Source organism: Pedobacter ghigonis, from assembly GCF_903166585.1.
Lineage (GTDB): Bacteria > Bacteroidota > Bacteroidia > Sphingobacteriales > Sphingobacteriaceae > Pedobacter > Pedobacter ghigonis.
This window is the reverse complement of the sequence record NZ_CAESCM010000003.1, coordinates 488276-513333: the sequence shown is the minus strand read 5'-3', so window position 1 is coordinate 513333 and position 25058 is coordinate 488276. Positions and strand designations below refer to the sequence as shown.

At 38.7% G+C, this 25058-nt stretch carries 21 protein-coding genes and 1 pseudogene; 9 read left to right on the top strand and 13 right to left on the bottom strand.

The window, feature by feature from the left end; genetic code table 11:
- The 5 genes and pseudogenes from HWV58_RS24265 to HWV58_RS07660 form a co-directional block, all read left to right on the top strand.
- Nucleotides 1–213 (top strand): annotated as a pseudogene (locus tag HWV58_RS24265) (hypothetical protein); the annotation flags it as partial.
- A gap of 254 nt (nt 214–467) precedes the next feature.
- Nucleotides 468–1169, top strand: coding sequence for a DUF2461 domain-containing protein (locus tag HWV58_RS07675; RefSeq protein WP_175633523.1), 702 nt, complete (start codon nt 468–470; stop codon nt 1167–1169).
- Between the two features lie 88 nt (nt 1170–1257).
- Nucleotides 1258–1839: a TetR/AcrR family transcriptional regulator gene (locus HWV58_RS07670; protein WP_175633522.1), complete on the top strand. Its 582-nt coding sequence runs from the start codon at nt 1258–1260 to the stop codon at nt 1837–1839.
- Between the two features lie 261 nt (nt 1840–2100).
- Entirely contained in the window at nt 2101–2922 is an 822-nt protein-coding gene (locus tag HWV58_RS07665; protein WP_175633521.1) for an SDR family NAD(P)-dependent oxidoreductase, read from the top strand.
- Nucleotides 2923–2990: 68 nt separating this feature from the next.
- Nucleotides 2991–4223: an MFS transporter gene (locus tag HWV58_RS07660; RefSeq protein WP_175633520.1), complete on the top strand. Its 1233-nt coding sequence runs from the start codon at nt 2991–2993 to the stop codon at nt 4221–4223.
- A 4-nt stretch (nt 4224–4227) separates the two neighbouring features.
- Here HWV58_RS07660 and HWV58_RS07655 read toward each other — a convergent pair whose 3' ends face one another.
- Together HWV58_RS07655 and HWV58_RS07650 are read right to left on the bottom strand one after the other, a co-directional pair.
- Nucleotides 4228–5076 (bottom strand): hypothetical protein, encoded by an 849-nt coding sequence (locus HWV58_RS07655; protein ID WP_175633519.1) that lies wholly within the window; start codon nt 5074–5076, stop codon nt 4228–4230.
- 182 nt (nt 5077–5258) lie between these two features.
- Nucleotides 5259–5462: a KOW motif-containing protein gene (locus tag HWV58_RS07650; protein ID WP_175633518.1), complete on the bottom strand. Its 204-nt coding sequence runs from the start codon at nt 5460–5462 to the stop codon at nt 5259–5261.
- Between the two features lie 187 nt (nt 5463–5649).
- Here HWV58_RS07650 and HWV58_RS07645 point away from each other — a divergent pair, with 187 nt between their 5' ends.
- The 3 genes from HWV58_RS07645 (at nt 5650) to HWV58_RS07635 (ending at nt 9311) form a co-directional block, all read left to right on the top strand.
- Entirely contained in the window at nt 5650–8106 is a 2457-nt protein-coding gene (locus tag HWV58_RS07645) for a TonB-dependent receptor (RefSeq protein ID WP_175633517.1), read from the top strand.
- A gap of 421 nt (nt 8107–8527) precedes the next feature.
- The gene (locus tag HWV58_RS07640) at nt 8528–8968 is read left to right on the top strand and encodes a PaaI family thioesterase (RefSeq protein WP_175633516.1); all 441 of its coding nucleotides are present in this window, start codon (nt 8528–8530) and stop codon (nt 8966–8968) included.
- 100 nt (nt 8969–9068) lie between these two features.
- Complete coding sequence (locus HWV58_RS07635) at nt 9069–9311, top strand: hypothetical protein (RefSeq protein WP_175633515.1); 243 nt, start codon at nt 9069–9071, stop codon at nt 9309–9311.
- An 82-nt stretch (nt 9312–9393) separates the two neighbouring features.
- On the opposite strand, the gene HWV58_RS07630 is transcribed toward HWV58_RS07635, so the two are convergent.
- The 9 genes from HWV58_RS07630 to HWV58_RS07590 form a co-directional block, all read right to left on the bottom strand.
- The gene (locus tag HWV58_RS07630) at nt 9394–10671 is read right to left on the bottom strand and encodes a nucleoside recognition domain-containing protein (protein ID WP_175633514.1); all 1278 of its coding nucleotides are present in this window, start codon (nt 10669–10671) and stop codon (nt 9394–9396) included.
- Between the two features lie 280 nt (nt 10672–10951).
- Complete coding sequence (locus HWV58_RS07625) at nt 10952–13804, bottom strand: S9 family peptidase (protein WP_175633513.1); 2853 nt, start codon at nt 13802–13804, stop codon at nt 10952–10954.
- Between the two features lie 249 nt (nt 13805–14053).
- Nucleotides 14054–15853, bottom strand: a complete 1800-nt coding sequence (yidC, locus tag HWV58_RS07620) for a membrane protein insertase YidC (RefSeq protein ID WP_175633512.1) — start codon at nt 15851–15853, stop codon at nt 14054–14056.
- A gap of 20 nt (nt 15854–15873) precedes the next feature.
- A complete protein-coding gene (locus tag HWV58_RS07615) occupies nt 15874–17490 on the bottom strand; it encodes a CTP synthase (RefSeq protein ID WP_175633511.1) in 1617 nt (538 codons plus the stop codon).
- 161 nt (nt 17491–17651) lie between these two features.
- On the bottom strand, nt 17652–18413 hold the full coding sequence (locus tag HWV58_RS07610; protein WP_175633510.1) for a GLPGLI family protein: 762 nt from the start codon (nt 18411–18413) through the stop codon (nt 17652–17654).
- Between the two features lie 6 nt (nt 18414–18419).
- Nucleotides 18420–21191: an outer membrane beta-barrel protein gene (locus HWV58_RS07605; RefSeq protein WP_175633509.1), complete on the bottom strand. Its 2772-nt coding sequence runs from the start codon at nt 21189–21191 to the stop codon at nt 18420–18422.
- 137 nt (nt 21192–21328) lie between these two features.
- Entirely contained in the window at nt 21329–21796 is a 468-nt protein-coding gene (locus HWV58_RS07600; RefSeq protein WP_175633508.1) for a DinB family protein, read from the bottom strand.
- A 12-nt stretch (nt 21797–21808) separates the two neighbouring features.
- Nucleotides 21809–22351, bottom strand: coding sequence for a hypothetical protein (locus HWV58_RS07595; protein ID WP_175633507.1), 543 nt, complete (start codon nt 22349–22351; stop codon nt 21809–21811).
- A gap of 42 nt (nt 22352–22393) precedes the next feature.
- Nucleotides 22394–22954, bottom strand: coding sequence for a DUF3575 domain-containing protein (locus HWV58_RS07590; RefSeq protein ID WP_175633506.1), 561 nt, complete (start codon nt 22952–22954; stop codon nt 22394–22396).
- Nucleotides 22955–23051: 97 nt separating this feature from the next.
- On the opposite strand from HWV58_RS07590, the gene HWV58_RS07585 reads away from it, so the two are divergent.
- On the top strand, nt 23052–24005 hold the full coding sequence (locus tag HWV58_RS07585; RefSeq protein WP_175633505.1) for a bifunctional helix-turn-helix transcriptional regulator/GNAT family N-acetyltransferase: 954 nt from the start codon (nt 23052–23054) through the stop codon (nt 24003–24005).
- A 67-nt stretch (nt 24006–24072) separates the two neighbouring features.
- On the opposite strand, the gene kdsB is transcribed toward HWV58_RS07585, so the two are convergent.
- Nucleotides 24073–24828: a 3-deoxy-manno-octulosonate cytidylyltransferase gene (gene kdsB, locus HWV58_RS07580; protein WP_175633504.1), complete on the bottom strand. Its 756-nt coding sequence runs from the start codon at nt 24826–24828 to the stop codon at nt 24073–24075.
- Between the two features lies 1 nt (nt 24829).
- On the bottom strand, nt 24830–25030 hold the full coding sequence (locus tag HWV58_RS07575; protein WP_175633503.1) for a hypothetical protein: 201 nt from the start codon (nt 25028–25030) through the stop codon (nt 24830–24832).
- Nucleotides 25031–25058 lie beyond the last annotated feature (28 nt).

The window sequence follows — 25058 nt, the reverse complement described above, 5'->3', positions numbered from 1 at the left end:
GCGAATAAAGAACTTAAAAGATTATTGCATATGTGTGCATTATCTCTAATTCAACATAATCAGGAATTCAAAACATATTACAACAGAAAAAAGGATGAAGGGAAGCACAGCATGAGCATAATTAATGTCGTCAGAAACAAGATAGCGTTAAGGGTTGCTGCAGTTATAAAAAATCAAGTCAGCTATAAAAATAACTATAATATAGCTGCTTAAAATTTGTTTTTATCATAACAATCCTCTCGATCCGATAGCTATCGGATGAAGCGCAGCGAAATGGAGAGATCTCTCATCAGATTTTTCGACTCCGTTGCACTACGCTCGAAATGACGATCTCATAGGGGTTCTGTGATAACCAAATGGATACATTTGTATAAAAACTTGAACGATTATTATAATATGAATTATCTAATTGTTATTTACCTTCCCTTTTTCCTCGCTATATTTGATTCAATTTCTAACCCTGAAAAATGAAGAAAAATAGCGCAGAAGCAGTGAAGATACCCGCATCAAGTATCGAATTTCTTACTCAATTAAAAGCAAATAATACCCGTGAATGGTTTAACGCCCATAAAGAAGAGTTTATAGCACAACAAACTTATATCGAAGAATTTGCGTCTGCACTTTTGGACGTACTGAATTTAACCGATGTAATTGAAACCCAAAGCGGCAAAAAGAGCTTGTACAGGATTTACCGCGATACCCGTTTCTCTAAAGATAAAACCCCGTACAAATCGCATTGGAGTGGCAGTTTTAAACGGGCATCGAAACAAAGGAGAGGTGGCTATTATTTTCATATCGAGGCAGGCAACAGTTTTGTAGCAGGCGGATTCTGGGCACCCTCGCCGACAGATATCAAGCTGATTAGAGAAGATATTGCCTTTGACGGAACACCATTAAGAAAAATTATAGGCAGCAAAGAATTCGTAAATAATTTTGGTACATTAAAAGGTGAGCAGCTGGCCACAGCGCCTAAAGGTTTTGCTAAAGATGATCCTGAAATTGATTTATTACGCTACAAACAGTTTCTGCTCGTCCGGAAATTTGATGATAAGGAAGTGCTTGACCCAGGTTTTCTGCAGCATGCCGGACAAACCTTTGCAGCCATGCGACCATTTTTTGATTACATGAGCGCCGTACTAACAGGCGATGCCAATGGCGAAACGGAATAAAAAGCATAAGTAATTTAAAAGTCTTTTTTTGAAATGCATTCTTTAAAATATACCAAATGGTTTAATTTTGAGGCTTAAATCTACGAACATGAATAAAGCAGAGCGCACCAGAAGATTTATTATAGAAAAATCAGCAACCATTATCAACAAGAAAGGAATGGCTGCAACTTCGCTAAGCGATATTATGGAGGCGACTAAATTAACCAAAGGTGGTATTTACGGAAACTTCGAAAACAAAGACGAGATTTGTAAAGAGTCTTTCTTTTATTTAACCACAACGCTGGCCAATTCGCTGGATAGGGCTGTTGCGCAAGGCAGAACAGCAAAAGAGAAACTCTTTAACCTGATTGAAGCCTATAAAAATATTAAAAGTGAAGATGGCGGCTGCCCTTTACTGAATTTTGGCACCGAAGCCGACGACACAAACGACAGCATTAAAGAATATGTAAAAAAGGGAATCCGTTCGGCCCAGAAAAGGATTTTTAACATTGTGAGCGATGGCGTAGAAGATGGTGAATTGCGCACAGACATGAACGCCAAAAACTTTAGTATCAAAACATTCGCAATGATAGAGGGAGCGATTTTATGCAGTAAAGTATTGGAAACCAATGAGCAAATGAACATCATTATGGATAGCATCAAAGCCGATTTTGAATCCTACCTGATCTAATTTTTTTAATCAAATAAAGACCGATTGGTATATTTATGAAGTGATAAATAACCAATGTTCAAAATACAATAACCAATAGGTCGTGAATATGATCACCTTATATGCTTGGCTATGGACTATAAACAAATGAACTAATCACCAATAATCAAAATACAATATCCAATAGGTTGTGAATATGATCACCTTATATGCTTGGCTATGGACTATTGACCAATTAACTAATGAACCAATGACCAATGAACTACTTAACAAATAAATAAAATGTCAAAAGTAATCTTAATCACAGGAGCTTCGCGCGGGTTTGGAAAAATCTGGACTGAAGCATTTTTAAAACGCGGCGATAAAGTTGCCGCAACAGTAAGAAATCTCGAATCGCTTACCGAATTGAAAGCACAATACGGTGATCAGTTATTACCCATACAGCTGGATGTAAACAACAGGGATGCCAGTTTTGCGGCAGTAAAAGCAGTTGCCGATCATTTTGGTCGAATAGACGTGCTGATTAATAACGCAGGTTATGGCTTGTTTGGTGCAGTAGAAGAAACCAGCGAAGCAGAAGCCCGCAACCAGATGGAAACCAATTTCTTTGGCGTGCTTTGGTTATCGCAGGCTGTATTGCCAGTAATGCGCGCGCAACAGAGCGGGCACATCATCCAGGTATCGAGCTTTTTAGGTTTAGTTACCTTGCCGGTATTGGGCATATACAATGCTTCGAAATTTGCAGTAGAAGGGCTGAGCGAAACTCTGGCCTCGGAGGTAAAAGATTTCGGAATACATGTTACCCTGGTTGAACCAAATGGCTATACGACTGACTGGGCAGGAGCTTCAGCTTCGCAAACCACAGCTATTGATGCCTACAATCCGGTAAAACAAGGCTTTCAGGAAGCAGCGTCGGCTCCGGGCATTTTTGGCGATCCGCAGGCAACTGCCGCACCGATATTAGATCTGGTTGATAACAGCAATCCACCATTACGCGTATTGTTCGGTAAATTTGCCTATGCTGCTGTAACAGAGATTTATCGGGAGCGTTTAAGCACTTTCGAAGCCTGGAAATCTGTTTCTGAGGCCGCTCACGGAAATTAATCTTTTTTACGTCTCACAAAAGACTGATCGGTCTTTTGTGAGACGTTTATTGTAACCAACACACATTAATGAAAATTTTAAAAGAAAACCACCAGGGCTTCAGTACTGTTTTAGCGTTGGCACTGATCCCACTATCTGGCTTCGCAACCGATATTTATCTGCCTGCATTACCTGCCATGGCGAAAGATTTGCAGGTTTCGGCTTCGGCGGTACAGCTTTCGCTGGTATTGTTCATGTTTAGTATAGGGGTAAGCCAGCTTTTTATAGGTAGTATTTTAGATAGTTTTGGCCGGTTTAAAATCAGCATTTTTTCGCTTGCAGTTTTTTCACTCACCAGTTTTATAATCGCTGCTACATCCGATATCCACGTTATTTATGCCATGCGTATTATTCAGGGGCTAACCATCGCGTTAATTGTAGTGGGAAAAAGAGCTTATTTTGTCGATCTCTATAGTGGTGCCAAATTAAAACATTATGTAAGCCTTTTTGCCATTATTTGGGCCTGTGCACCCATTATGGCTCCTTTTTTAGGTGGTTATCTGCAAAGTTTATTTGGCTGGCGTGCAAATTTCTATTTTCTGGGTGCCTTATCGCTTATTTTTCTGGTGCTCGAAATAATGTATAGTGGCGAATCTTTAAAACACTTTCATGCTTTTAAAGCCAAAGCCATTGCAGAAACCTATGGTAAAATGCTCAAAACACCCGATTTTATGTTGGGACTGGCGGTTATAGGGGTTTGTTTTGGTTTGGTAGTTGTTTACAGTTTATCGAGCCCTTTTATTATTGAACGTATCTTGGGTTACTCGGCTGTGGTTACGGGTTACAGCTCGTTATTATCTGGTCTTTCGTTGATGTTTGGCGGTATTATTGCAAAATCGCTAATCGATGTACCCTTATCGCGAAAGGTAACAGTAGCATTGGTTTTTCAAGCAACTCTGGCAATTTTAATGATCAGTAGCACAGCTTTGGCAAGCAACCTGTATACCGTAATCGGCTTTACCATTGGCATACACCTTTGTGGAGGCTTTATTTTTAATATTATTTACGGTTACTGTCTTAGCCGTTTCTCCAAAAACGCAGGCATGGCCAGTGGTTTTACAGGTGGGGCCATGTACATGGTGAGCTCGGTATTCAGTTACGGAATGGCCAATTTGTTTGCTGTTAAAAGTCAAACGTTGCTTGGTATTGCAAATTTGGCGCTGATTGTACTTGTTATGATATTGTTTATCGCCTTTAACCGTTATCGCAAACGCAGAATAATAGCAGACGTTAACCTGCAAAAGATTGCTGTAGCTAGTTAATGTTTTAGGCATTAATATCTGCCAGCTTAATTTTATAGGTGTTTTCGATTCTGTTAATACTCTGTTTGTTTTCTGCAGCGTATTGCTTTAATTGCTTCAGCTGTGCTTTCAGATAGCCTGAGGCCAGGTAAACCGCAACCTTTTTACGGATTTTATCGGCTAAAAATATTTCGACCAAAATTAAAACGATCAGAAAAATAAAGTGCCCGGTTATAAGCGAATGCGCAGGCTGGGTACTTAACAAGCCAAAATTCTTGGCCAGGTAATCGAACAATAAGGGGATACCTAAAATAGGCAGGAGGGCGATTAAGTTTGCCTTCAGTTTTGTTTTTTGTTCTGCCGCACGCAACTCATCCAGTTTTTCGGTAATGTTGGTTAAGCTTTCCGTTTTAGGCTGTGCGCGTTGCTGGTTCAGTTTTTCCTGCTGCTTCCCATATTCGATATCGATCTCGCGCACGTGGCTGATTAATGCAGCTTCGGCCTGGTTTAGTTTTTCCTGATCGGCCACAATGAGTTCCTGTTCGGCAATCATTTTTTCCATTATCAGCAAGTCGTCTGGTATGCCCCGCGACATTTTTTGCTCTGCAGCGGTAATCCGGTTATCAAGTAATTTGAACTGCTTTTTTAATTCTGCCAATTCACCATCCCAGTGTGTTTTCTTTAGCTCATAGTCACTTTTAATGCGCATAGCCGAAGCCATATGCTCAAACTTATTCAGCGATTGCTCATTTAATTGAAAGCGTTGGTACAACTGAATCAGCTTTGTGAAATTTTCGTGAACTGACTTTTCCTGGTCAGTAAGTTGATCTTCAAACTGCAACAAATCTGCTTCGGAAAGCGGGGTTAAAGACATCGGCATATTGCCGTTAAAATTATAAAAATTATGCCATTTGTAGCCACCCAAATCACGATAGTGTAAGTTTTAGATACGAAAACATGAAAGTATCTGTATGCGAGCGACTTTGGTTTTAAGGCTTGCTGTTTTGCTGTAATTGCGTATAGAAATAATGTTGATTAACAGCTCAAAAACGTCAGTTAATTGCCATCTGGTTGGGTAATTATCACATTTTTTCCGAGGGTTTTAAAGCGTACTGTATTTTCCTGCACTACGGTGATGGTAATGTGACCCGTTTTGCTGGTGTTAATATCACGTACCGTACCCGATTTCCCTTTATGTGTACCGGCAACTACCAGGCACTGGTCGCCATCTTTTAATAGCGCTGGGCTTTGATTGTCCATATTCTATCTGTTGATTTCTAGTTTTCTGGGATAAGCTTAATTGGAATAAATCCCTCACTAAGATAGATATAATAAAGATTAAGCAGCAAAAAAAACAGAGTTATAAATAATATCTAAATATTTTATTTGATAAGTATAAATTTAAATTTAGATTTGTCTAAAATTATATTTAGACAAATAAAGATTGATGAAAGCTTTTATACTCCTTAGTACTTTTCTTTTTATTGGCCTCGTTTCCAGGGCGCAGCAAACCGTATTGCAAGGTCTGGTTACTTCTCAAAATAGTCCGACAGAAAATATTACCGTTAAAATTCTTAGTTTAAATAAAGCTACCAAATCAAATCAATCTGGTGCGTATCACTTTAATGATATCCCTTCGGGTAGTTACGATGTTTTATTCTCTGGTGTTGGGCATCAGAACAAAAAAATTAAAATCACAGTAAATAACGATACGACCTTCCTTAACGTCGATTTGATTTCGATGGAAGCAAATTTAAAGGATGTGGTTATTACCGGGGTAAACCGGGCTACTGAACTGCGTAAAAGCCCTGTGCCCATTGCCGTGCTCGCTAAAAAAGCGATGGATCAGAATGTGAATACCAATCTGATCGAAGCTATTGTAAAAGGGGTACCCGGAGTTACAGCGGTAACCACAGGTCCGAATGTTTCTAAACCGTTTATTCGTGGATTGGGCTATAACAGGGTATTAACGCTTTATGATGGATTGCGGCAGGAAGGACAACAATGGGGCGATGAGCATGGTATTGAGGTTGATGAGTATGGAATTGCAAGGGCTGAAGTGGTAAAAGGACCAGCCAGTTTAACTTACGGATCGGATGCATTGGCAGGTGTTATCAATATGATTCCCTATAGTCCGAATTTCGAAAATGGAAAGTTGAAAGGCGATTTTACAACCAATTACCAAACCAATAACAGCATGATTGGCTCGTCGCTGGGATTGGCATTCATTAAAAACGATTGGAAATTTACCCTCAGGGGAACCGGAAAAACAGCACACAATTATAAAAATAGGGTAGATGGTTTGGTTTATGGAACGGCTTTCAGGGAATATAACTTCTCGGCATCTGCCCGGGTAGATAAACACTGGGGTTTTTCGAAAACTGCCGTAACCTATTATAATAATTTAATGGAAATACCCGATGGGAGCAGAGACTCGCTTTCGCGGAAATTTACGCGTCAGGTACTGGATGATGGCGACGATATTAAAAACAGGCCCATTGTACCCGATAATGAATTGGATACTTACCGCTTAAATCCCTTACATCAGCATATTCAGCATTACAGGTTTTACAATACCAGCCAGTTTAAATTTGGCAACAGCGACCTGAACATCCTTTTAGGCGGACAACAAAGCGTACGCCGTGAATATAATCACCCAACTGTACCCCAGCAGGCTGGTTTGTATGTGGTGTTAAATACTTTCAATTACGACCTTAAATATAACCTGCCTGATTTTTCGGGGATTGAAAGTACAATTGGTGTAAATGGTATGTACCAGGCCAACAGGAGCAAAGCAGCTACCGATTTTCCTATTCCGGATTACGATCTCTTTGATATTGGTGCTTTCTATTTTGCCAAGAAAACCTTTGGTAAGGTTGATATTTCGGGCGGAATCAGGCTTGACAGGAGAAACATTAACTGGGCCGATTTTTATGTAGGTACCGATGCACAAACCGGTTTTGGTAAACAGGTAAACGCAGCTACTCCGGGTGCAAATTTGCAATTTCCCTCATTTAGCAAAAACTATTATGGTGTATCAGGGAGTTTGGGCTTAACCTATAATATTTCAGAGAAATTATTAATCAAGGCCAACATTGCTAGGGGTTACCGTGCACCCAATATTACCGAAATTGGCTCTAACGGTTTAGATCCGGGTGCGCACATAGTTTATTTGGGTAACAGAACCTTTAAACCCGAATTTAACCTTCAGGAAGATATTGGTTTAATTGCTTACTTAAAGGATGCGGATATTAGTCTGGAGCTTTTTAACAACAACATTCAGAATTACATTTACCAATCGCGTTTAACTGATGCAAATGGAAATCCGGTGGTTATTGTACCCGGCAATTTAACCTATCAGTATCAGCAATCAAAAGCGCGGTTGTATGGTGCGGAAGTAACTGTTAACCTGCATCCGGCAGCGATTAAATGGCTAACTTTTAACAACAGCATGGCTTATGTTGTGGGCTTAAACCAAAACAAGGAACTATTGGCGAAGCAGGGCGATAAAGCAAAATATTTACCCTTTATCCCGCCTTTGCAGATCAGGTCGGAACTTAAAGCAACGGCGCAGCATGCTATTGGCTTTTTAAGCAAACCTTATGTTAAAATTGATGCGGCTATTTTTGCTGATCAAAATAAGTTTTATGGTTTAGATGATACCGAAACCTTTACCAAAGGCTATACTTTACTTAATGGGGGTGTCGGATCGACAATTGTAAGCCGGAAAAACAAAACTTTATTCGATGTTTTTATTCAGGTTGATAATATTTTTAATACAGCTTATCAATCCAATTTAAACCGTTTAAAGTATTTCGAATATTATACGGCTTCACCAAATGCCCGCTCAGGGATTTACAACATGGGCAGGAATATGAGCTTTAAAATTATTGTTCCGATATAATGAAGTTGTTCTTAAGATGTAAAAGGGATGATGGAAAATGGAAACATGGGGTTTGATACCTATTTCATCATCGGTTAAACTTATCCTTGTTTAAGGTTAATGTTTCGTTTAGAAAGTGGGAGAGATGCTATCTTCCGCTTTCTTTTTTAATGGAAAATATCGATCTATTTAGGAAGCCTTGATTCGATCACTAGCAGATGAGAATCGTAACACTCAAGCTTATATTTGGCATTAAGATTCCCGTTTGCACGGGAATGACGGTTTGGCTAGTGGATTTCGTATAGGCGTTCGTCATTCCCAACTTGATTGGGAATCGTAATACTCAGGTTTATATTTCGTATGAGGATTCCCACCTGTACGGAAAAGACGATAACCTTCGCTATCTTAGTATCTCGATCTAACATCAAAAATTTCATACCTCATGGAAGAATCTTTAAGCGAACAAAGACTAAATTTCTTAAGGCAATCAATAGGCAAAGTCATTACTTCATCGCCTTCTAATTTTATGAACTGGCTCGCCCCGGTTTTGGTAAAGGCAGAGTTTGGTATTTTAGTTTGCCAATATACCGTACGCAAAGAAATGACCAACCCATACCAGATTTTGCATGGCGGTGTAACCGCAGGTATTATCGACGATTTGATTGGTGCCACCGTTTACACCATGGGTTTGAACGACAGATATACCACGGTAAATAACTACATTGATTATTTTGCTACTGCAAGTGAAGGAGATGAAATTATAGCCGAAACGGCCATTGTAAAAAGAGGACGAACCATTTTAAATTTGCAATGCGAGATATTTTTACCTTCGAAAAAGCGTTTAATAGCTAAAGGCTATTCCAACATGTTAAACATAGGTTAAGTCTTTTTTAACGATAACGAAAAAACTTATTAATTCCTTAAAATTAACAAAACATTCTCGTTAACAAAGTGTTATAAATTAACCAAAAATATAATGAGCCATGTTAGAAAATTATTCAACCCTGCAATTTATTGTTAGAGGCAAAATTTTTAAAGGATTTTGCATGCGTATTCAAGATGATTTTCATGAAACTTACGCTGTTGTTTTAGATGGTTACCATTCTTTTTGTATCTGGTTAGATAACAAGAGCGAAAAATGGTGTGCTTCTAAAAACGCAGCCATAGATCCTGATGCCATTGATGAAATTATCAGCAGGATTTCTTTGCCCGCTTCGGTTTCTTAAAGGTTGCTGTAAAAATACTGCTCATAAAGAAAAATCCTTGTTTGGTTGAGCCGAACAAGGATTTTTTATCATATAGGTTTTATTAACCAAAAAACATATAACAAAGAGAAATAGCAGTAATAATACCTACCAAATCAGCTAATAACATGGCTCCAACAGCATATCGGGTATTTTTAACTGCTACTGAACCAAAATAAACAGCAATAACATAAAAGGTAGTATCAGATGAACCTTGTAAAATAGCGGCCAAACGACCTGGAAATGAATCTGCACCATGTATGTTCATGGTATCAATCATCATCCCCCTGGCACCGCTTCCGCTCAAGGGTTTAATCAGCGCTGTTGGAATACCATCAATAAACCTGGAATCGAGATTTAATGCCGTACACAAACTTTTAAGTCCATCAATTATGATGTCGAAAGTACCGCTTGTGCGCAGCAGGCTTATGGCAACCAACATGCCAACCAGGTATGGTATAATTCTGATCGCAGTATCAAAACCACCTTTCGCACCATCTACAAAACTTTCAAAAATATTTATTTTCTTATACAAGCCACCCAATATAATCAGGAAGAAGATCAGGAGAATTAAGCCGTTGCTCAATATTCCAGAAAATGATTGTAATTCTTTTAGATTTAAAGTGGTTAAATAAAGCACCAAACCACCAATTATCGTTGATAAGCCTAAAACCCAGGCCAGGATTACTGGTTGAAAAACATTTATTTTTTGCTTAAAGGAAACAATAAACATAGCAGCCAGGGTAGCCACAAAAGTAGCAATCATACAGGGCACAAAAATATCAGTAGGATTAGCTGAAGGAATTTTTAAAGATGCCCTGGCCGCGATAATACTTACTGGTATTAAGGTTAAACCTGATGCGTGCAAACATAAAAACATAATTTGCGCATTGGAAGCAACATCTTTTTTAGGGTTTAACTCCTGCAAACTTTCCATTGCTTTTAGTCCGAAGGGAGTTGCAGCATTATCTAAACCTAGAAGATTTGCAGAAAAATTCATAACCATATGGCCTGTTGCGGGATGTCCCTTTGGGATTTCGGGAAAAAGCTTAGAAAAAAAAGGGCCTACAATTCTGGATAACAATCTGATACCTCCTGCATTTTCGGCTATGGTCATAAACCCCATAAACAAAGCCATAATGCCAATCAGTTTTAAGCAAATATCAACAGCCCCTAAACAAGTTTCAATAATGCCATTAAGGTGCAAGGGGTTCAATGGATCATCGGCTTTACCAATCACCATCCAGTTAAAAATATCGCTTTGCCCAAAGAAAATACATTTAATACCTGCTACAACAATAGCTACAATAATAAATGCCGACCAGATTCTGCTTAATGCCATTACGAGTGTTTAGTTTTTTGATGCGTGAAAATAGCTTTTTTAACCGATAGTTCATAGGGGAGAGTCTGGAGTTGGGAGATTGGGGCTTGGAGTCACTAGCGATCGTCCTGTTTAAGATCGAAAAATGGTAATGAATTTTTAGTGATTTATCCAAACAAAAAATCCATGCTACACCCTCTTTATAAGCTTGTAACATGGATTTAAATTTTTAATTGTTCGAATTGAACTATCGTTTCTGAATCATAGCCTCTAAACTCCCAGCTTAGAACTCCAAACTCAATTACGGTTTATCGTCGGTTAACTCAAAACCCCATGTTTTTCCTTTTTCAGTTGCAGGAATTCCGGAAGTCATCCAAACTGGTGCTTTGGCACCTTTTAAGTAATAATCGAAAAATTGTTGCTCACGGATCTGGATATCTTTGCGGTTTTGGCGCTGAACCAGGTTGTGTGCTTCACCATTGTAGTTTAACATCCAAACTGGTTTACCTAAACGGCGCAGGCCGGTAAACATTTCAATTCCCTGATACCATGGCACAGCCCCGTCAGCATCGTTAGCCATAATTACCACAGGTGTATTTACTTTGGGGAACATAAATAAGGGTGAGTTTTGGATATATAACTCAGGTTTTTCCCAAAGGGTAGCACCAATACGGCTCTGTGTTTTCTCGTACTGGAACTGACGGTTCATACCGGTTTCCCAACGGATACCACCATAAGCAGAAGTCATATTGGCAACTGGTGCGCCAGCCCAGGCCGCTGCATACATGTTGTTTTGCGTAATTAAATAAGCAACCTGATAACCGCCCCAGCTTTGACCCTGAATACCAATTTTGCTGCCATCAACCCAGTTGTTTTTCTTTAAGCTTTCTACGCCCGAATTGATATATTCAACAGCTGATTGACCAGGGTGACCAGTTTCGTAACTGATATCTGGTGCAAAAACAAGGTAACCATTACTTACAAAATAAGAAATATTTAAGCGCGAAGGAGTAGGCGCTGGTGCCTGATAGCTATATAAACCATCGGTTAGTTTCTCATAGAAATAAGCAATCATCGGGTATTTTTTGTTCGGATCGAAATTTTCTGGCTTGTATAAAATACCTTCTGCTTTGTAGCCTTTCGGGGTAGTCCATTTTACCAGCTCAGCCGTTCCCCAATTGTAGTTTTGTTGTTGTGGGTTGGTGTTGCTTAATTTCGTTTCTGTTTTAAAATCGCTGGTTACGTAAATATTTGGCGATTCTACATAACTGGCTTTATCATAAATGTAAACATCTGCATCTTTGGCTTTAGCAAGGTCTGAGTATTTAAACTTGGCCATTACCACCAGTTCAGGCGCTTTAACCGAACCTACATTGGTACGATAGAAACCATTTTCTTTGGTAACATTATTAAAAGCCGATAACCAAACCAGTTCATTTGCTTTAACAAATTTATTTGCATTTCTTTCAGCTCTGTCTTGCTGCACTCTTTCGTAATGAAACGTGAGGTTGTTTGCCCTGCCAAAACCGGCAGTAATGTTTTTTGCAACTGATTTACCATCTGGTGAAAACGACCAGATATCATATTTATCGTAAATTAAAACGGCTTTATCGTCTTCCGTCCAGGTTGCTAAACCGTATGCCGAAGGAAGATCAGGCACATCATTCTCTTCATCTACAAACTTTACATTTAAGCCCGTGGTTAATGTAGTTACTTTTCCGGTAGCTACAGCATAAGTGTTCCAGCTGCCTGCTTTTCTATCAAAGTATAAAACGTAGTTTCCTCCGGGCGAAGCCATGGCATAACCATTTAAACCTTCGATAATCTTTTTACGTTGTCCATTTTTGGTATTTACCAAATAGTAGTCTTTGCTGGTTGAGCCACTCCACTGCGATTCAATTCTGCGCCCATAATCAGTAGTGGCTAAAACCTGGTCTGCATCACCATCAGCTATGATACTGGCATCGGGAAGGGTTAAATCGGTTAAAGGAATTACCTTAGGATCGCTGCTGTACACATCAATTACCGATAAATAGCTTTTCTTACTGTCTCTATCTGCATTTTTAAGCTGCATAGGTTGCAGATAATCATCTTTGTAGTTCCAAACATCCACTTTGGCTACTTCAAAATCTACTATGGTAGTATCTTTTGGTTTCTTAATGGGAGAGATGCCGAAAAATAATTTCTTGCCATCCTTGCTAAAAGTAATTTTACCATCGCCGTTAACTGTCCATTTTGCAGGTAAGCCCGGCATATCGAAATCGACTAATATTTGAGCCGTATCTAAAGTTAAAGAGTTGTAATAAACGTTGTAATTTTTTATTTCTTTCTTTTCAGGATCCTGTTCTCCCACAAAAGCTACATGTTCGTTTTCCTCATCAAAAGTGAAATTTTTGAAACTTCCTTTGCCTTTAATTAAGGTTTTAAGTGTGCCTTTCTCGATGTTTAATAAAAATACACCCTGAGGAGCGGTTTTGTCTTTTTTAGATCCGCTGCAGGTAAACACCAATTGCTTACCATCCTTGCTGAAATAATAATCGGTAACGAATTTATAGGTTTTATCTGTTCCAGTTACCAGGTTTTTGATCACTAAATCAGTGCCTTCATCAGTTTTACCTTTTCCTGCTGGTTCATCATCTGCAAAATCCGTTTCAGCATCTTTTTTCTCAACAGGTTTTACTGTTTTTTTTGCGGTATCTGGTTTTTCGCTTAAATAAGCCAAAACACCGAAACCTTCTTCTGGAAATTTGAATGATTTTACCCTTGCAACCTTCGTAATGGCATTGGTAGTTAAGTTGGCTATGCCCAATGAATCTTTCGGCTGTTCATCGGCTTTTGTTTTTTTAATTTTAGCCTGGCGTAAATCTTTATTGAACGGGCGGATATTAAATGCAGCAAATTTAGAGTCGTTGCTAAACTGGGCATTAAGACCCCGTGCGATATTTAGTTTGGTATGGGTTTTAAGGTTATTGAGGTAAAGTTGTGCATCGCCCTCCTGTTGCAAAATACTGTACATGGCCCATTGACCATTATTGGATAACTGCTTTGAACCTACCGATTCCCAGGTATCATAAACACTGTGGTTTAATGGTTTCTTTTGCGCGTAGGTTAGGCTGACAACGAAAGACAGAATAATTGTTAGTCTCTTATGCATTTTAATAAGTTAATTAATTTGTTGGTTGAGATTTAATCTCCTAAAATTGGAAATTTTTAGCTGAATAGGAAACTTGTATGCCAAATATTACAATTATAAGCGAAAGGTGGAAGATGGAAAATGTAATATGGATGATGGGAAATGGAGGAGAAACCATTAGTTGAGATCGTACCGGACTGTGGTGAGCCTTTAAACTAAAAACCCTCAATTACTTAAAGCAATTGAGGGTTTTCGTATAGAGGCAAGAAACTATTTTTTAGTTTGTTGTTGCTGTTGTTGCTGACGCATGTAATCGTCTAAACGCTGCTGGAATTTAGATTTTTTCTTTTTCTCATCAGCTGGTCTAGCTTTGTTTTGTTGTATTAAAGCGTGGATTTTATCATCATCAACCATTTTACGGATTAAGAACTGCTGACCGAAAGTCATTAAGTTGGCCAGGAAGTAGTAATAGTTCAATCCGGCAGGATAGCTATTTAATACACCTAAGAAAATAACCGGCATTATGTAACCGATGTATTTCATCTGACCTGTTGCTCCAGAAACCTGGTTGTTAAAATAAGTCATAATCAATGTAGAGATGGTCATCAATACACACATTAAACTTAAGTGATCGCCAATGAAAGGGATTTTTACACCAAATTTGATAAACTCGTCATAAGTCGATAAATCTTTCATCCACAAGAAACTCTCACCACGTAACTCAAACAAGTTAGGGAAGAAGAAGAAGAAGGCCATAACCAGTGGCAACTGTAGTACCATTGGTAAACAACCACCCAGCGGGTTTACACCGGCTTTCTTATATAGTTTTAAGTATTCCTGTTGAACCAATGTTGGGTTATCTTCACCTACTTTAGCTTTAATCTCATCCATTTCTGGTTTCAATACACGCATTTTAGCCATTGATAGGTATGACTTGTAGGTAAGCGGCGATAAAGCTACTTTTAGCAAAATGGTTAGTACCAGGATAATTAAACCGTAGTTCCAGCCAAAGCTGTTTAAGAAATTAAATACCGGCAATACAATGAAACGGTTAATGTATTTTAAAGGCCAGTAACCCATATCAACCTGTTGTTCTAAATCGTAGCCCTGTGCTTTTAAAGCAGAGAACTTGTTGGTACCAAAGTAGAACTCCAATTCGTAAACCTGATTTGCAGTGTGCGCATAAGGCAATTGCATGTTGGCATCGTAAAATTTAACCTGACCAGGTGCTGTTGGGATTTTAACTTCTAAACTTCCTTTTTCGAAAGCTTGTTTTGCAATTAATGAAGCTGAGAAAAAGTGTTGTTTGAAAGAGAACCACTGGATTTTTCCTTTAGTAAGTTCTTCTTTTTCATCTTTCGAAACACTTAAATGGTTTACGTCGCCATCTAAATATTTGTAATAAGGTGCAGAGTAACGGTGCTCGCTCTCAATCGATTTTTCTTGCTGTAATAAGGTTGTTTGCCAGTTTAAACCAATATTGTTACCTGCAATTACTTGTTGTAAGCCAACCAGATTAATATTGAATGCAACTTTGTTACTTGATGCTTTTAAATCGTAAACATACTCTACATAAGCATTGGCACCATAGTTTGCACGCATGGTAACCGTATTACCGGTTTTAGTTGGTGTAAAGTATAAATCGTTGGTGTTAATTACTTTACCGGCTGCGTTTAAGCTTAAACCAAATTTGTTCTGGTTGCCCGCAAATAAAACCAAAGGTTTACCTGCAAATGTTTTTTGTCCTTTAATTTCAACTGATGAAATTTTACCACCTTTATTGCTTAGGGTGATTAACAAGTTCTCGTTTTCTAAAACAGTGCTCGATTCGGTTCCGGTTATTGCAGTACCAAAAGGGCCTTTTAGCGCTAAAGAATCTACAGCAGGGTTAACAACTGCAGTTTTTGTAGTGTCATTTAGTACTGGAGAAACGCCGGCTTTTTTCAGAGAATCCTGGCGCTCTATTTCTTTGGCTTTTTTTACTTCGGCCTCGTTCGGCTTCAAAAAGTAAAATGATCCTGCCAAAATGATCATAATCAGGAACAATCCTGTAAAGGTATTTCTATCCATTATTTGTGTCTGTACTGCTTTTAATTCGTTTTCTTTTTCGCAAACTCCATCGCAGCGGCGACAAATTTAACAAAAAGTGGGTGAGGATTAGCAACTGTTGATTTTAATTCAGGGTGAAACTGTCCGCCAACGAAAAACGGATGGTTTTTAAGCTCCACAATTTCAACTAAATTGGTTTGTGGATTCATACCCGAAGCAATCATTCCTGCTTCTTCGTATTGCTTTAAATACTCATTGTTAAATTCGTAACGGTGACGGTGACGCTCGTTAATGTGCGCTTTGCCGTAAATACCATAAGCCTTTGTACCTTTTTTAATATCGCAAGGGTATGAGCCTAAACGCATGGTTCCGCCTTTATTGGTTATTTTTTTCTGCTCTTCCATCATATTGATTACCGGATTTGCAGTGTTTTCTTCAATTTCAGTAGTATGTGCATCTTTTAAGCCTAAAACGTTACGTCCGAACTCAATTACTGCACATTGCATACCTAAGCAAATCCCGAAGAAAGGAACATTGTTCTCGCGAACATATTTAATGGTATCAATTTTACCTTCAATACCACGGCTACCAAAACCAGGTGCCACTAAAACACCTTGCAGGTGACCTAATTTTTCTTTTACGTTATCGGCAAAAATACCTTCTGAGTGGATGTATTCCACTTTTACCTTACATTCATTTTTCGAACCGGCGTGTACAAAAGATTCGATAATTGATTTATAGGCATCAGGTAATTCTACATATTTACCCACCAAACCAATTCTTACTTCGGCAGTTGGGTTTTTTAAACGACCAAGGAAATCTTTCCAGCTTTCCATATCCGGATCGTTTTTGGTAGGCAGTTTTAATTTCGATAAAACAGTTTTATCCAGTTGTTCTTTTAACATCAACAATGGCACATCATAAATTGTTGATGCATCCATCGATTCGACTACCGCATTGATGTTAACGTTACAGAATAGGGCAATTTTTTTTCTCAGGTCAGAACTTAAGTGGTGTTCTGTTCTGCAAACCAGGATATCAGGCTGAATACCGTACTCTAATAAAGCTTTAACAGAGTGTTGTGTTGGTTTAGTTTTTAACTCACCTGCAGCAGCTAAGTAAGGTACCAGTGTTAAGTGAATTACAATAGCGTTGGTATTGCCTTCTTCCCATTTAAACTGACGTACAGCCTCAATAAACGGTAAAGATTCGATATCGCCAACGGTACCACCTAATTCGGTAATTACAATGTCGTACTCACCGCTTTCGCCCAAAATACGCATATTGCGTTTAATCTCGTCGGTAATGTGGGGAACAACCTGTACGGTTTTACCTAAATATTCGCCTTTACGTTCTTTATTAATTACATTCTGGTAAATGCGGCCGGTTGTGATGTTGTTGGCTTGTGAAGTTGGAACGTTCAGGAAACGCTCATAATGACCAAGATCCAAATCAGTTTCAGCACCATCTTCGGTTACAAAACATTCACCGTGCTCGTAAGGGTTTAGAGTTCCCGGATCGATATTGATGTACGGATCGAATTTCTGAATGGTTACACGGTAGCCACGTGCCTGTAAAAGTTTAGCTAAAGATGCGGAAATGATGCCCTTACCTAAAGAGGAAGTAACACCGCCCGTAACAAAAATATACTTAGTCATGTTTGATAATTTGTGAAATCAACCAGTTTTTAACCACTGGTTAATTGCTTTTGTACGGGATACAAAGGTACGAAAAATTATCGCCGGTTTTAAGTAGTAGTCAGAATATTTTTTGAGGGTTTTATATGGTTGATATTGACTGATTTATCGGTTGAATAAATTTACAACAGTAAATTATAGATCTCTTTTTTGATGTCTTCTGTTTTTCTGGGCTTCTTTTTATCGTCGTAACGGGTGTAAAGATCGATCAGTTTTTTAAAGTCTTTTTCGTTGTCGGTTTTTTTACCCTTGGTTGGTGCAGCAATGGCTAATATCGGAACATTTTTAGCCTCAATTTTGGTGGCAAACCAGGTAGTATTGTACCGGGGTATGGCAAGGCCTAAAATCATACCCGGTAAACCGGTAAATCCTTCGGGACCGCCACGCAGCAATATTTCGTCGGTATAAAAGGCAACCACCGAAACCGTATCGTTGATAACGGCAATGGCTTTACGGCATTCGTATCCGGCTATTTTACGTACATCGTGCATAATTTTCCAGTTTAAATGCGGGATAGTATCTTTAAGTATAAAATCTTCGCCACTTATTGGTTTTCTCAATACCCTTGTTTTTTTGCCAAAATCAGTAAATATCTCGCTGGTATTATCGCCCGAAAAGAAAAAGAATTGATTATCGCTTACAGTTTCTTTTGGTTTGGCACGATAAATAGAGGCACTGTCATTAAAATGGTAATCCCAGTTAGATATGCGGTATTTGCTCATTTTATCACGGGCATCGTCAGAGATCCAGTCGTTTTCTGCAAGTTGTTGTTTTTGATTTATCTTCTTTTCGAAAGTTATTTTTGCGCTTTGTATAAAAACGGTCTGTGCCTTAACCAGCATAACCGTTAACATCATTATAAGTGTTAAGAATGCGTTTTTCATGCCTGATTATTTTTTATCTTCTTTAATAAAATTACCGGTTAAATTGTAAGTTACACCAATTAAAACATATCTGGGGATAAAGCTATAAGTGTTCTCGCTAATGCTGTTACCACCAACATTACGGCTATAACCAATTCTTTCTCCTAGTATGTCTGAAATCGATATTTTAAATTCTAATTCTTCAGCCTTCAGCATTTTTTTTGATAAATAGGCATTCCAGATAGCCACATTTACCGGAGTGCTAAACGAACTGTTTGCCGGTTGATATGATAGATTGATGCTGGTGCTAAATTCGGTGCTGTAGGGTAAGTTTATGGTACCTTGTATATCATGATTGTGGTTAAAGCTTTTGCCATTGTTTATGGCACCAATTGAGGATTTGCCGTTTAAGAAAGTAAAAGATGTGCTGTAGTCAAACTGTACCACAGAACTGTGGTAGCCAATGTGCGGACGTATGCTCAGGCTACTTCTTACGGCTTTGTTGATTTGATTATTGAGTATTTCCATCGAATTGCTACGGCTATAACTTAAACCGATATTGGTATTTAAATGCAGTTTGCTAAAGCCTTTGTGCAAACTGGCACTGCCATACAAGCTGTTTACGCCATTTAAATTGATGTAACTGGTAACGGTTTTATTAAATTCATCAACTGTACTGGTACTTACAATGGCATTTTTAGTGAAATTATAACTTACATAAGCATACATGTACAGCTGCGATTTTTGCTGAAAGCTGTTAATGTTAAAGTTTACACCATTGTTAAACGATGGTTTTAAATTAGGGTTACCCACTACCTGGTAAAGCGGGTTGTTTACCTGCCTGATAGGTTGAAGTTGCTCTAAACCAGGTTGATCGGTATTACCTGAATAACTCAGTGACATACTTGTGGACTTACCAATCCTGTAGTCGAAACTGGTATGTGGTGCCCAGTTGATATAGTTGCGGGTAAATTGATTTTTCCTATCCAGGTCATTCAGTTCGAAAGTAGTTTCGGTAGCTTCCATACCGCCAGAAACAGAAAACTTTTTAGCGCGGTATTGCAGTAAAGCCTTACCCACATTCGAAAAATTATTAAAGTCGAAATTGTTGCTCAACGAATCGATACGGCTATTATTCAGGTCTCTATCAAAAACGAGTTTATGGCTGTTAGAAGCTATCGTTTTAAAACTATAGGCTGTTTGGAGTGTAAGTCTTTTGCTCAGTGGTTCGGTATACGATATCCGCGTAGCTATAGATCGTTCTCTGCCAGAATTATCGTTGAGGTAATTGCGGTTATCTGGTTTTAGGCCACTGGCATAATAATAATTTGTTTTGCTGATGTTATCGCCCATATCACTGTTGTTATTCGCTTCTGGTTGCAAATCGATAGAAATGGTGCGGCCTTTTTTAGCAAATTTTTTGGCATAGTTAATATTACCGCTAAACTGGGTGCTATTGCCATCGCTGGTATTAAGCTGCTCGCTGTTGTTTACCAGATCTCCGGCATCATTCCTGGTTTCATTTGTACTGATATCTTCTCTGCTGTTTCTGGACTTTTTGCCTGCAAAAGATACCTTAAGCGTAGCCGAGGAATCTAATTTAACTTCAACGTTACCTCTTAAACTTTGTCCCGCACTTTTGGTTTCGCTATTCGATCCACCCGTGCTAAAGAAATTTGTTCCGTTGGGCAACAGCGACTGGTTTTTAGCGGTATTCCGGTCTAAAACATTTTTGTTATTGCCTTTATAGTTTAATTTAAGGCTGACTTTGTTTTCATTCCATTTATCCGAAAAATGGGCACCATAGCTTGTTACATTGGGCAGACCATTTGAGGGTGAAAAATAATCATCGTCATCGCTACCACCATAACTGATCATTACCGAACTGCCATCGTCTCCAACTTCAATTACATCATAATCATTTCCCTTTATTTTGCTCATGGCTTCACTCGCCTTCGAGTCCTGGTTCAGGTTCGTGGTAGAGCCAAATACAGCCGTTTTTAACTTGCCTTTATAAATACCGGCCATACCGCCCAGGTTCTTAAAATGACTGAGGTCGCTATTGGCATCAAGAGTGCTGAGGTAACCATTTTTGGCATTTTCTTTCAGCTTAATGTTCATTACTTTTTCCTTCGCATCGCCTTCTTTAATGCCGGTTAGTTCCTCATCTTTTGTTTTTTTATCGTAAACCTGTACTTCGCTAACGGCATTGGCTTTCAGGTATTTGGCAGCAAGTAGCGGATCATCGCCAAAAAACTCTTCTCCATCAACCAAAAGGGTGTTTACATCTTTGCCGCCAGCCTTTATGGCTCCGTTTCTATCTACCTCAATTCCGGGTAAGCGCCTCAATAGTTCCTGCACATTGGCATGGGGTTTCACTGCAAAGCTATCGGCCTGGTAGGTTATGGTATCGCCTTTTATACTAATGGCCTGTTTTTGCGCTTTAATTACCACCTCATTTAATAGTGTGGCTTTGGTGTCCATCGGAATTTTGCCCAGGTTAAATTTGGCCGAATCGGATAACTGTATATCGCGGATATAATCGGCCATTTTAGGGTAGGTGATTACCAGAGTATAATTGCCTTTTTTTAGGTTTGACAGTTCAAATTCGCCATTGGCTTTGGCCCTGATATCTTTAACCAGGATAGAATCTTTGCTGTTAATGAGTAGTATTGAACTGTTTGAAAGGTTTTTTTTCTCGACGGTATCAACCACAATGCCTTTAATACTGGCCTTTTGGGCGAACGCAGGAATAAGTAATACCGAAAAAATTAAAACGGAGAGGAGAGTTTTGAGCATGTACAGAGAAAACGTTGATAAATAGTTGTTTGGCTATGGGGCGTGAAAATACAACTATTCGGTTAGTTTATATAAAATACTTTTAATATTTTTTTTGAGCAGAATTGATGCCTGTACAGCAGGAGTACAGTAGGGTTTTAGGCTGGTATTAATTTTTTGATCAGCACAATTTGCCCAAGGTGATAATAGCTGTGCTCAATTACAGCCTCGATATTGCGCAGGTAGGTGCCATATTTCTCATCTACAAATGTTTCGTCTAATTTGGCATCAGGCATTTGCGCCACTTCATTAACGAAATCTGTTGAATTTTTCAGAAAGGTTTCTACTAATTTATGCCAATCGTGTGATGACCGGATAGGAGGGAGATCAAAACTATATTGATCTTTAATTTCTAAAGCACCGCCTTTAAGTACGTTTAAAAGGCCTGCTAAGTAATAGTTAATGTGGTAAGTTAGGGCCGCAATAGTGTTCAGGTTTTCTACCGGATAAATGGCTTGCTCCCAGCTAATGCTAAGTAACTGATCCTTATAATTGGTGTTGGCTATCCAGTAGCCAGTTAACAATACTTCTTTTAACCGGCTGGCGATATCTTCGGGCCTTTTCATCTTTACATCCGGCTAGCAACAGTTATAATAAACCTTAACCTTTTGTTCTTTCTCGCTCCAGGCAATGTAAATGTTGTTTTCTTTACCTAAGCGATACTTGAAACCATTTAATCCGGTTTTTTTCAGTTCTTCGTAAAGCGGCTTGTCCGGAACATAATTATCGGCTTTATCTTCAGGCATTACAGCAGGTTCAAGAAAGTTTTCATCGCTAAAAAAATCGTCAGCAATGGTTTTTATGAAAACAATCTGGTCTTTCTCTTTTGTTAAATCTATATTCGGATCGGTACTGCCTAACAGCTCTGTACCTTTTATTTTGGCGTTATAAATCTCCTTTCCATCAGCTTTTTTAATGGTAAAGGTCAATACCATATCTTCGGGTTTTCTGCCGGTAAGCTCAATCTTGAAGGTGTCAAGAGTTTTTAAATCGGAGAATGATTTGGCAATACTTTGGTTAACGTTTTTGAACTCAACAGATCCGGCTTCTTTGTCCTGTTTAGATTGGCAGGCAGAAAATACAATTAAGCAGCTGATAACGAAGATCGATAATTTTCTCATGTCCCGAAATTACAAATTTTAGGTTTATTAAGGCCCTGGCTATTAAAAATAATATCCGACAGATAGCCACAGCTGAAAATCGAGATATCCTTTTGGCATAGGATCGGAGATGTAGTTTTTAACATTAAAATATTTACCATAACCGAGGGCAGTAGTTCCTTCGAGGATAAAACGCTTTTTAGGGATAAATAAAAAACCAATATTTATACCGCTTCGGAAAGAATTGGCTTCGAAATTTCTATTTCTGCCTATAGAAAAGAAACCAGTATTATCAACCGTTGCATTGGAAATAATCTGCTTATTTAAATTTCCAACATATAAACCATAGAAAGGGATTAACGCATTTATTTCAATTTGATCTGAGTAGATTTTAGCGCGCAGCAGGAAACCATTAAACTTATAATCTCTGCCCCAGTTTAATTCTCCAGTGGTGTAAGAAAGCTCTAAACCATATTTATCAGCAAAAGTTTTCTCAACCGATATAGCCGGACGTTTAGCTAAAGCATTTAATACATTGGTTTTAACCAATAATCCGATCCGGTCCTGAGATTTGGCAACAAGAGTAAAGATACCTAACAGCATCGTGAGGGCGATTTTTTTCATAGCGTAATGAGATGTTGATTGCGTTATTTTTTTTGAATATACTAATAATTAAAATATTTAGCTACATTTACGTAACTGATTACGTAATTAATTATTTATGGATTTTTTCGAACAAACAGGAAAAGTAGCAATAGGCAGCAGATTGAGGATGTTAACCGATAAGGTAACAGAAGATGCTGCGAATATTTATCAGCTTTATAACATAGATATGCAACCCAAGTGGTTCCCGGTTTTTTATTCCTTATCGCAGGGCGAAGAGAAAACCATAACCGAACTGGCTAAGAAGATTGGTCACTCGCATCCATCTGTAAGTAAAATTATAGGCGAAATGCTAAAAAAGGGCTATGTGAAAGAGGGTAAGGATAAGGAAGATGGCAGGCGAAATGTGATTAGCTTAACTGATGCAGGTATGCAGGTTGCCTATAAAATTAAAGACCAGCTGATTGATGTGGATGCGGCAATAGAAGAGCTATCGGCACAAACACAAAATAAACTTTGGGAGGCGATAGGCGAGTGGGAGTTTTTGCTCGAACAGAAAACATTATTAAGACGGGTGATGGAAAAGAAAAAAGAACGCGACAGCTCGAAAGTTGAAATTGTAGCTTATACACCTCAATACCAGGAAGTATTCAGGGCGCTAAATGTAGAGTGGATTTCTACTTATTTCGAAATGGAAGAATCTGATTATAAAGCGCTGGATAATCCACAGAGTTATATTTTAAATCAGGGAGGCCATATTTTGGTGGCATTATTTGATGGTGAACCCCTTGGCGTTTGTGCTTTAATTAAAATGAATGATGGCGAATATGATTTCGAACTGGCTAAAATGGCTGTTTCGCCAAAGGCGCAGGGCAAGAATATTGGTTTTTTACTGGCCTCGGCCATTGTCGATAAAGCCAGATCACTTGGAGCAGCCAAAATTTATTTAGAAAGCAATACCATTTTAAAACCAGCCATTAACCTTTACCATAAACTTGGTTTTAAGAAAGTAGCAGGAAAACCAACGCCTTATACCAGGTGCAATATTCAGATGGAGTTGGTTCTTTGTTGATACAGTTTTGAATGATTGAGTGTTGAGACAATGTATCCATTCTATCATTCAAAATTCAAGCATTCAATTATTCTAACTTCAATGCCTTCAGCAGTTTATTCAACTTCAATAAATCCTCGGGCGTATCAATGGCAACAGTTTCTAAATCGGTAACTTTTGTCTGGATGTAAAACCCGTTTTCGATCCAGCGGAGCTGCTCTAAACTTTCGGCTATTTCTAATGAAGATGGAGCCAGTTTGGTAATGGCCTTTAATGCAGCTGTTCTGTAACCATAAATGCCAATATGTTTGTAAAACTGATGTTTTTCTGCCCAAACACCCGGCTCGCCGTTTCTAATAAAAGGAATAGGACTGCGGCTAAAGTACATCGCGCGGCCGTTTACATCAATTACCACTTTAGGACTGTTCGGGTTGTAAATGCTTTCCTGGCTTTGTATAGGTTTAATAAGGGTGGCCAACTCCACTTTTTCTTCGGTAAAGCAGCTGGCCAGTAAATCAATCTGTGCAGGTTCTATAAAAGGTTCATCGCCCTGAATGTTGATTACGATGTCAAACCCGGGTAATTGTTCGATTACTTCCGCACATCTATCGGTTCCGCTTTGGTGATGTGCTGCTGTGAATACAAATTCGCCGCCAAATCTTTTTACTTCATCGGCAATCCGCTCATCATCGGTAGCAATAACTACTTTCGATAAGCTTTCAGCCTTTGAAGCCTGTTCATACACCCGTTGTATCATCGTTTTTCCGGCAATATCAACCAAGGGTTTCCCCGGAAAGCGGGTAGAGGCGTAACGGGCAGGAATAATTCCGATAATTTTAGGCATACTATTTATTTAAGGTTCTTAATAAAATAACTGCACCAAAAATTAGTAACAGAACTACATAAGAAACCGGATGGGCAAAGTCGAGTGTCCAGCCCAATATTTTATGGCGCTTCGGAACACTTATACGGGAATCTGATTTATTGAAATAAAAGATTCCCCATTTCCAGTTCATTGGGTTTTCGTGCTGAAAATCTCTGCCCATCTTATGTTAATTATTTTGAATCAGCATT

Bases quoted from the DNA above. Each gene is read 5' to 3' on its own strand.
- kdsB (WP_175633504.1), bottom strand. From the start codon at position 24,828: ATGCCTAAAATTATCGGAATTATTCCTGCCCGTTACGCCTCTACCCGC.
- HWV58_RS07625 (WP_175633513.1), bottom strand. From the start codon at position 13,804: ATGCATAAGAGACTAACAATTATTCTGTCTTTCGTTGTCAGCCTAACC.
- yidC (WP_175633512.1), bottom strand. From the start codon at position 15,853: ATGGATAGAAATACCTTTACAGGATTGTTCCTGATTATGATCATTTTG.
- HWV58_RS07640 (WP_175633516.1), top strand. From the start codon at position 8,528: ATGGAAGAATCTTTAAGCGAACAAAGACTAAATTTCTTAAGGCAATCA.
- HWV58_RS07590 (WP_175633506.1), bottom strand. From the start codon at position 22,954: ATGAAAAAAATCGCCCTCACGATGCTGTTAGGTATCTTTACTCTTGTT.
- HWV58_RS07675 (WP_175633523.1), top strand. From the start codon at position 468: ATGAAGAAAAATAGCGCAGAAGCAGTGAAGATACCCGCATCAAGTATC.
- HWV58_RS07585 (WP_175633505.1), top strand. From the start codon at position 23,052: ATGGATTTTTTCGAACAAACAGGAAAAGTAGCAATAGGCAGCAGATTG.
- HWV58_RS07645 (WP_175633517.1), top strand. From the start codon at position 5,650: ATGAAAGCTTTTATACTCCTTAGTACTTTTCTTTTTATTGGCCTCGTT.
- HWV58_RS07650 (WP_175633518.1), bottom strand. From the start codon at position 5,462: ATGGACAATCAAAGCCCAGCGCTATTAAAAGATGGCGACCAGTGCCTG.
- HWV58_RS07600 (WP_175633508.1), bottom strand. From the start codon at position 21,796: ATGAAAAGGCCCGAAGATATCGCCAGCCGGTTAAAAGAAGTATTGTTA.
- HWV58_RS07615 (WP_175633511.1), bottom strand. From the start codon at position 17,490: ATGACTAAGTATATTTTTGTTACGGGCGGTGTTACTTCCTCTTTAGGT.
- HWV58_RS07665 (WP_175633521.1), top strand. From the start codon at position 2,101: ATGTCAAAAGTAATCTTAATCACAGGAGCTTCGCGCGGGTTTGGAAAA.
- HWV58_RS07595 (WP_175633507.1), bottom strand. From the start codon at position 22,351: ATGAGAAAATTATCGATCTTCGTTATCAGCTGCTTAATTGTATTTTCT.
- HWV58_RS07575 (WP_175633503.1), bottom strand. From the start codon at position 25,030: ATGGGCAGAGATTTTCAGCACGAAAACCCAATGAACTGGAAATGGGGA.
- HWV58_RS07635 (WP_175633515.1), top strand. From the start codon at position 9,069: ATGTTAGAAAATTATTCAACCCTGCAATTTATTGTTAGAGGCAAAATT.
- HWV58_RS07670 (WP_175633522.1), top strand. From the start codon at position 1,258: ATGAATAAAGCAGAGCGCACCAGAAGATTTATTATAGAAAAATCAGCA.
- HWV58_RS07610 (WP_175633510.1), bottom strand. From the start codon at position 18,413: ATGAAAAACGCATTCTTAACACTTATAATGATGTTAACGGTTATGCTG.
- HWV58_RS07605 (WP_175633509.1), bottom strand. From the start codon at position 21,191: ATGCTCAAAACTCTCCTCTCCGTTTTAATTTTTTCGGTATTACTTATT.
- HWV58_RS07630 (WP_175633514.1), bottom strand. From the start codon at position 10,671: ATGGCATTAAGCAGAATCTGGTCGGCATTTATTATTGTAGCTATTGTT.
- HWV58_RS07660 (WP_175633520.1), top strand. From the start codon at position 2,991: ATGAAAATTTTAAAAGAAAACCACCAGGGCTTCAGTACTGTTTTAGCG.
- HWV58_RS07655 (WP_175633519.1), bottom strand. From the start codon at position 5,076: ATGTCTTTAACCCCGCTTTCCGAAGCAGATTTGTTGCAGTTTGAAGAT.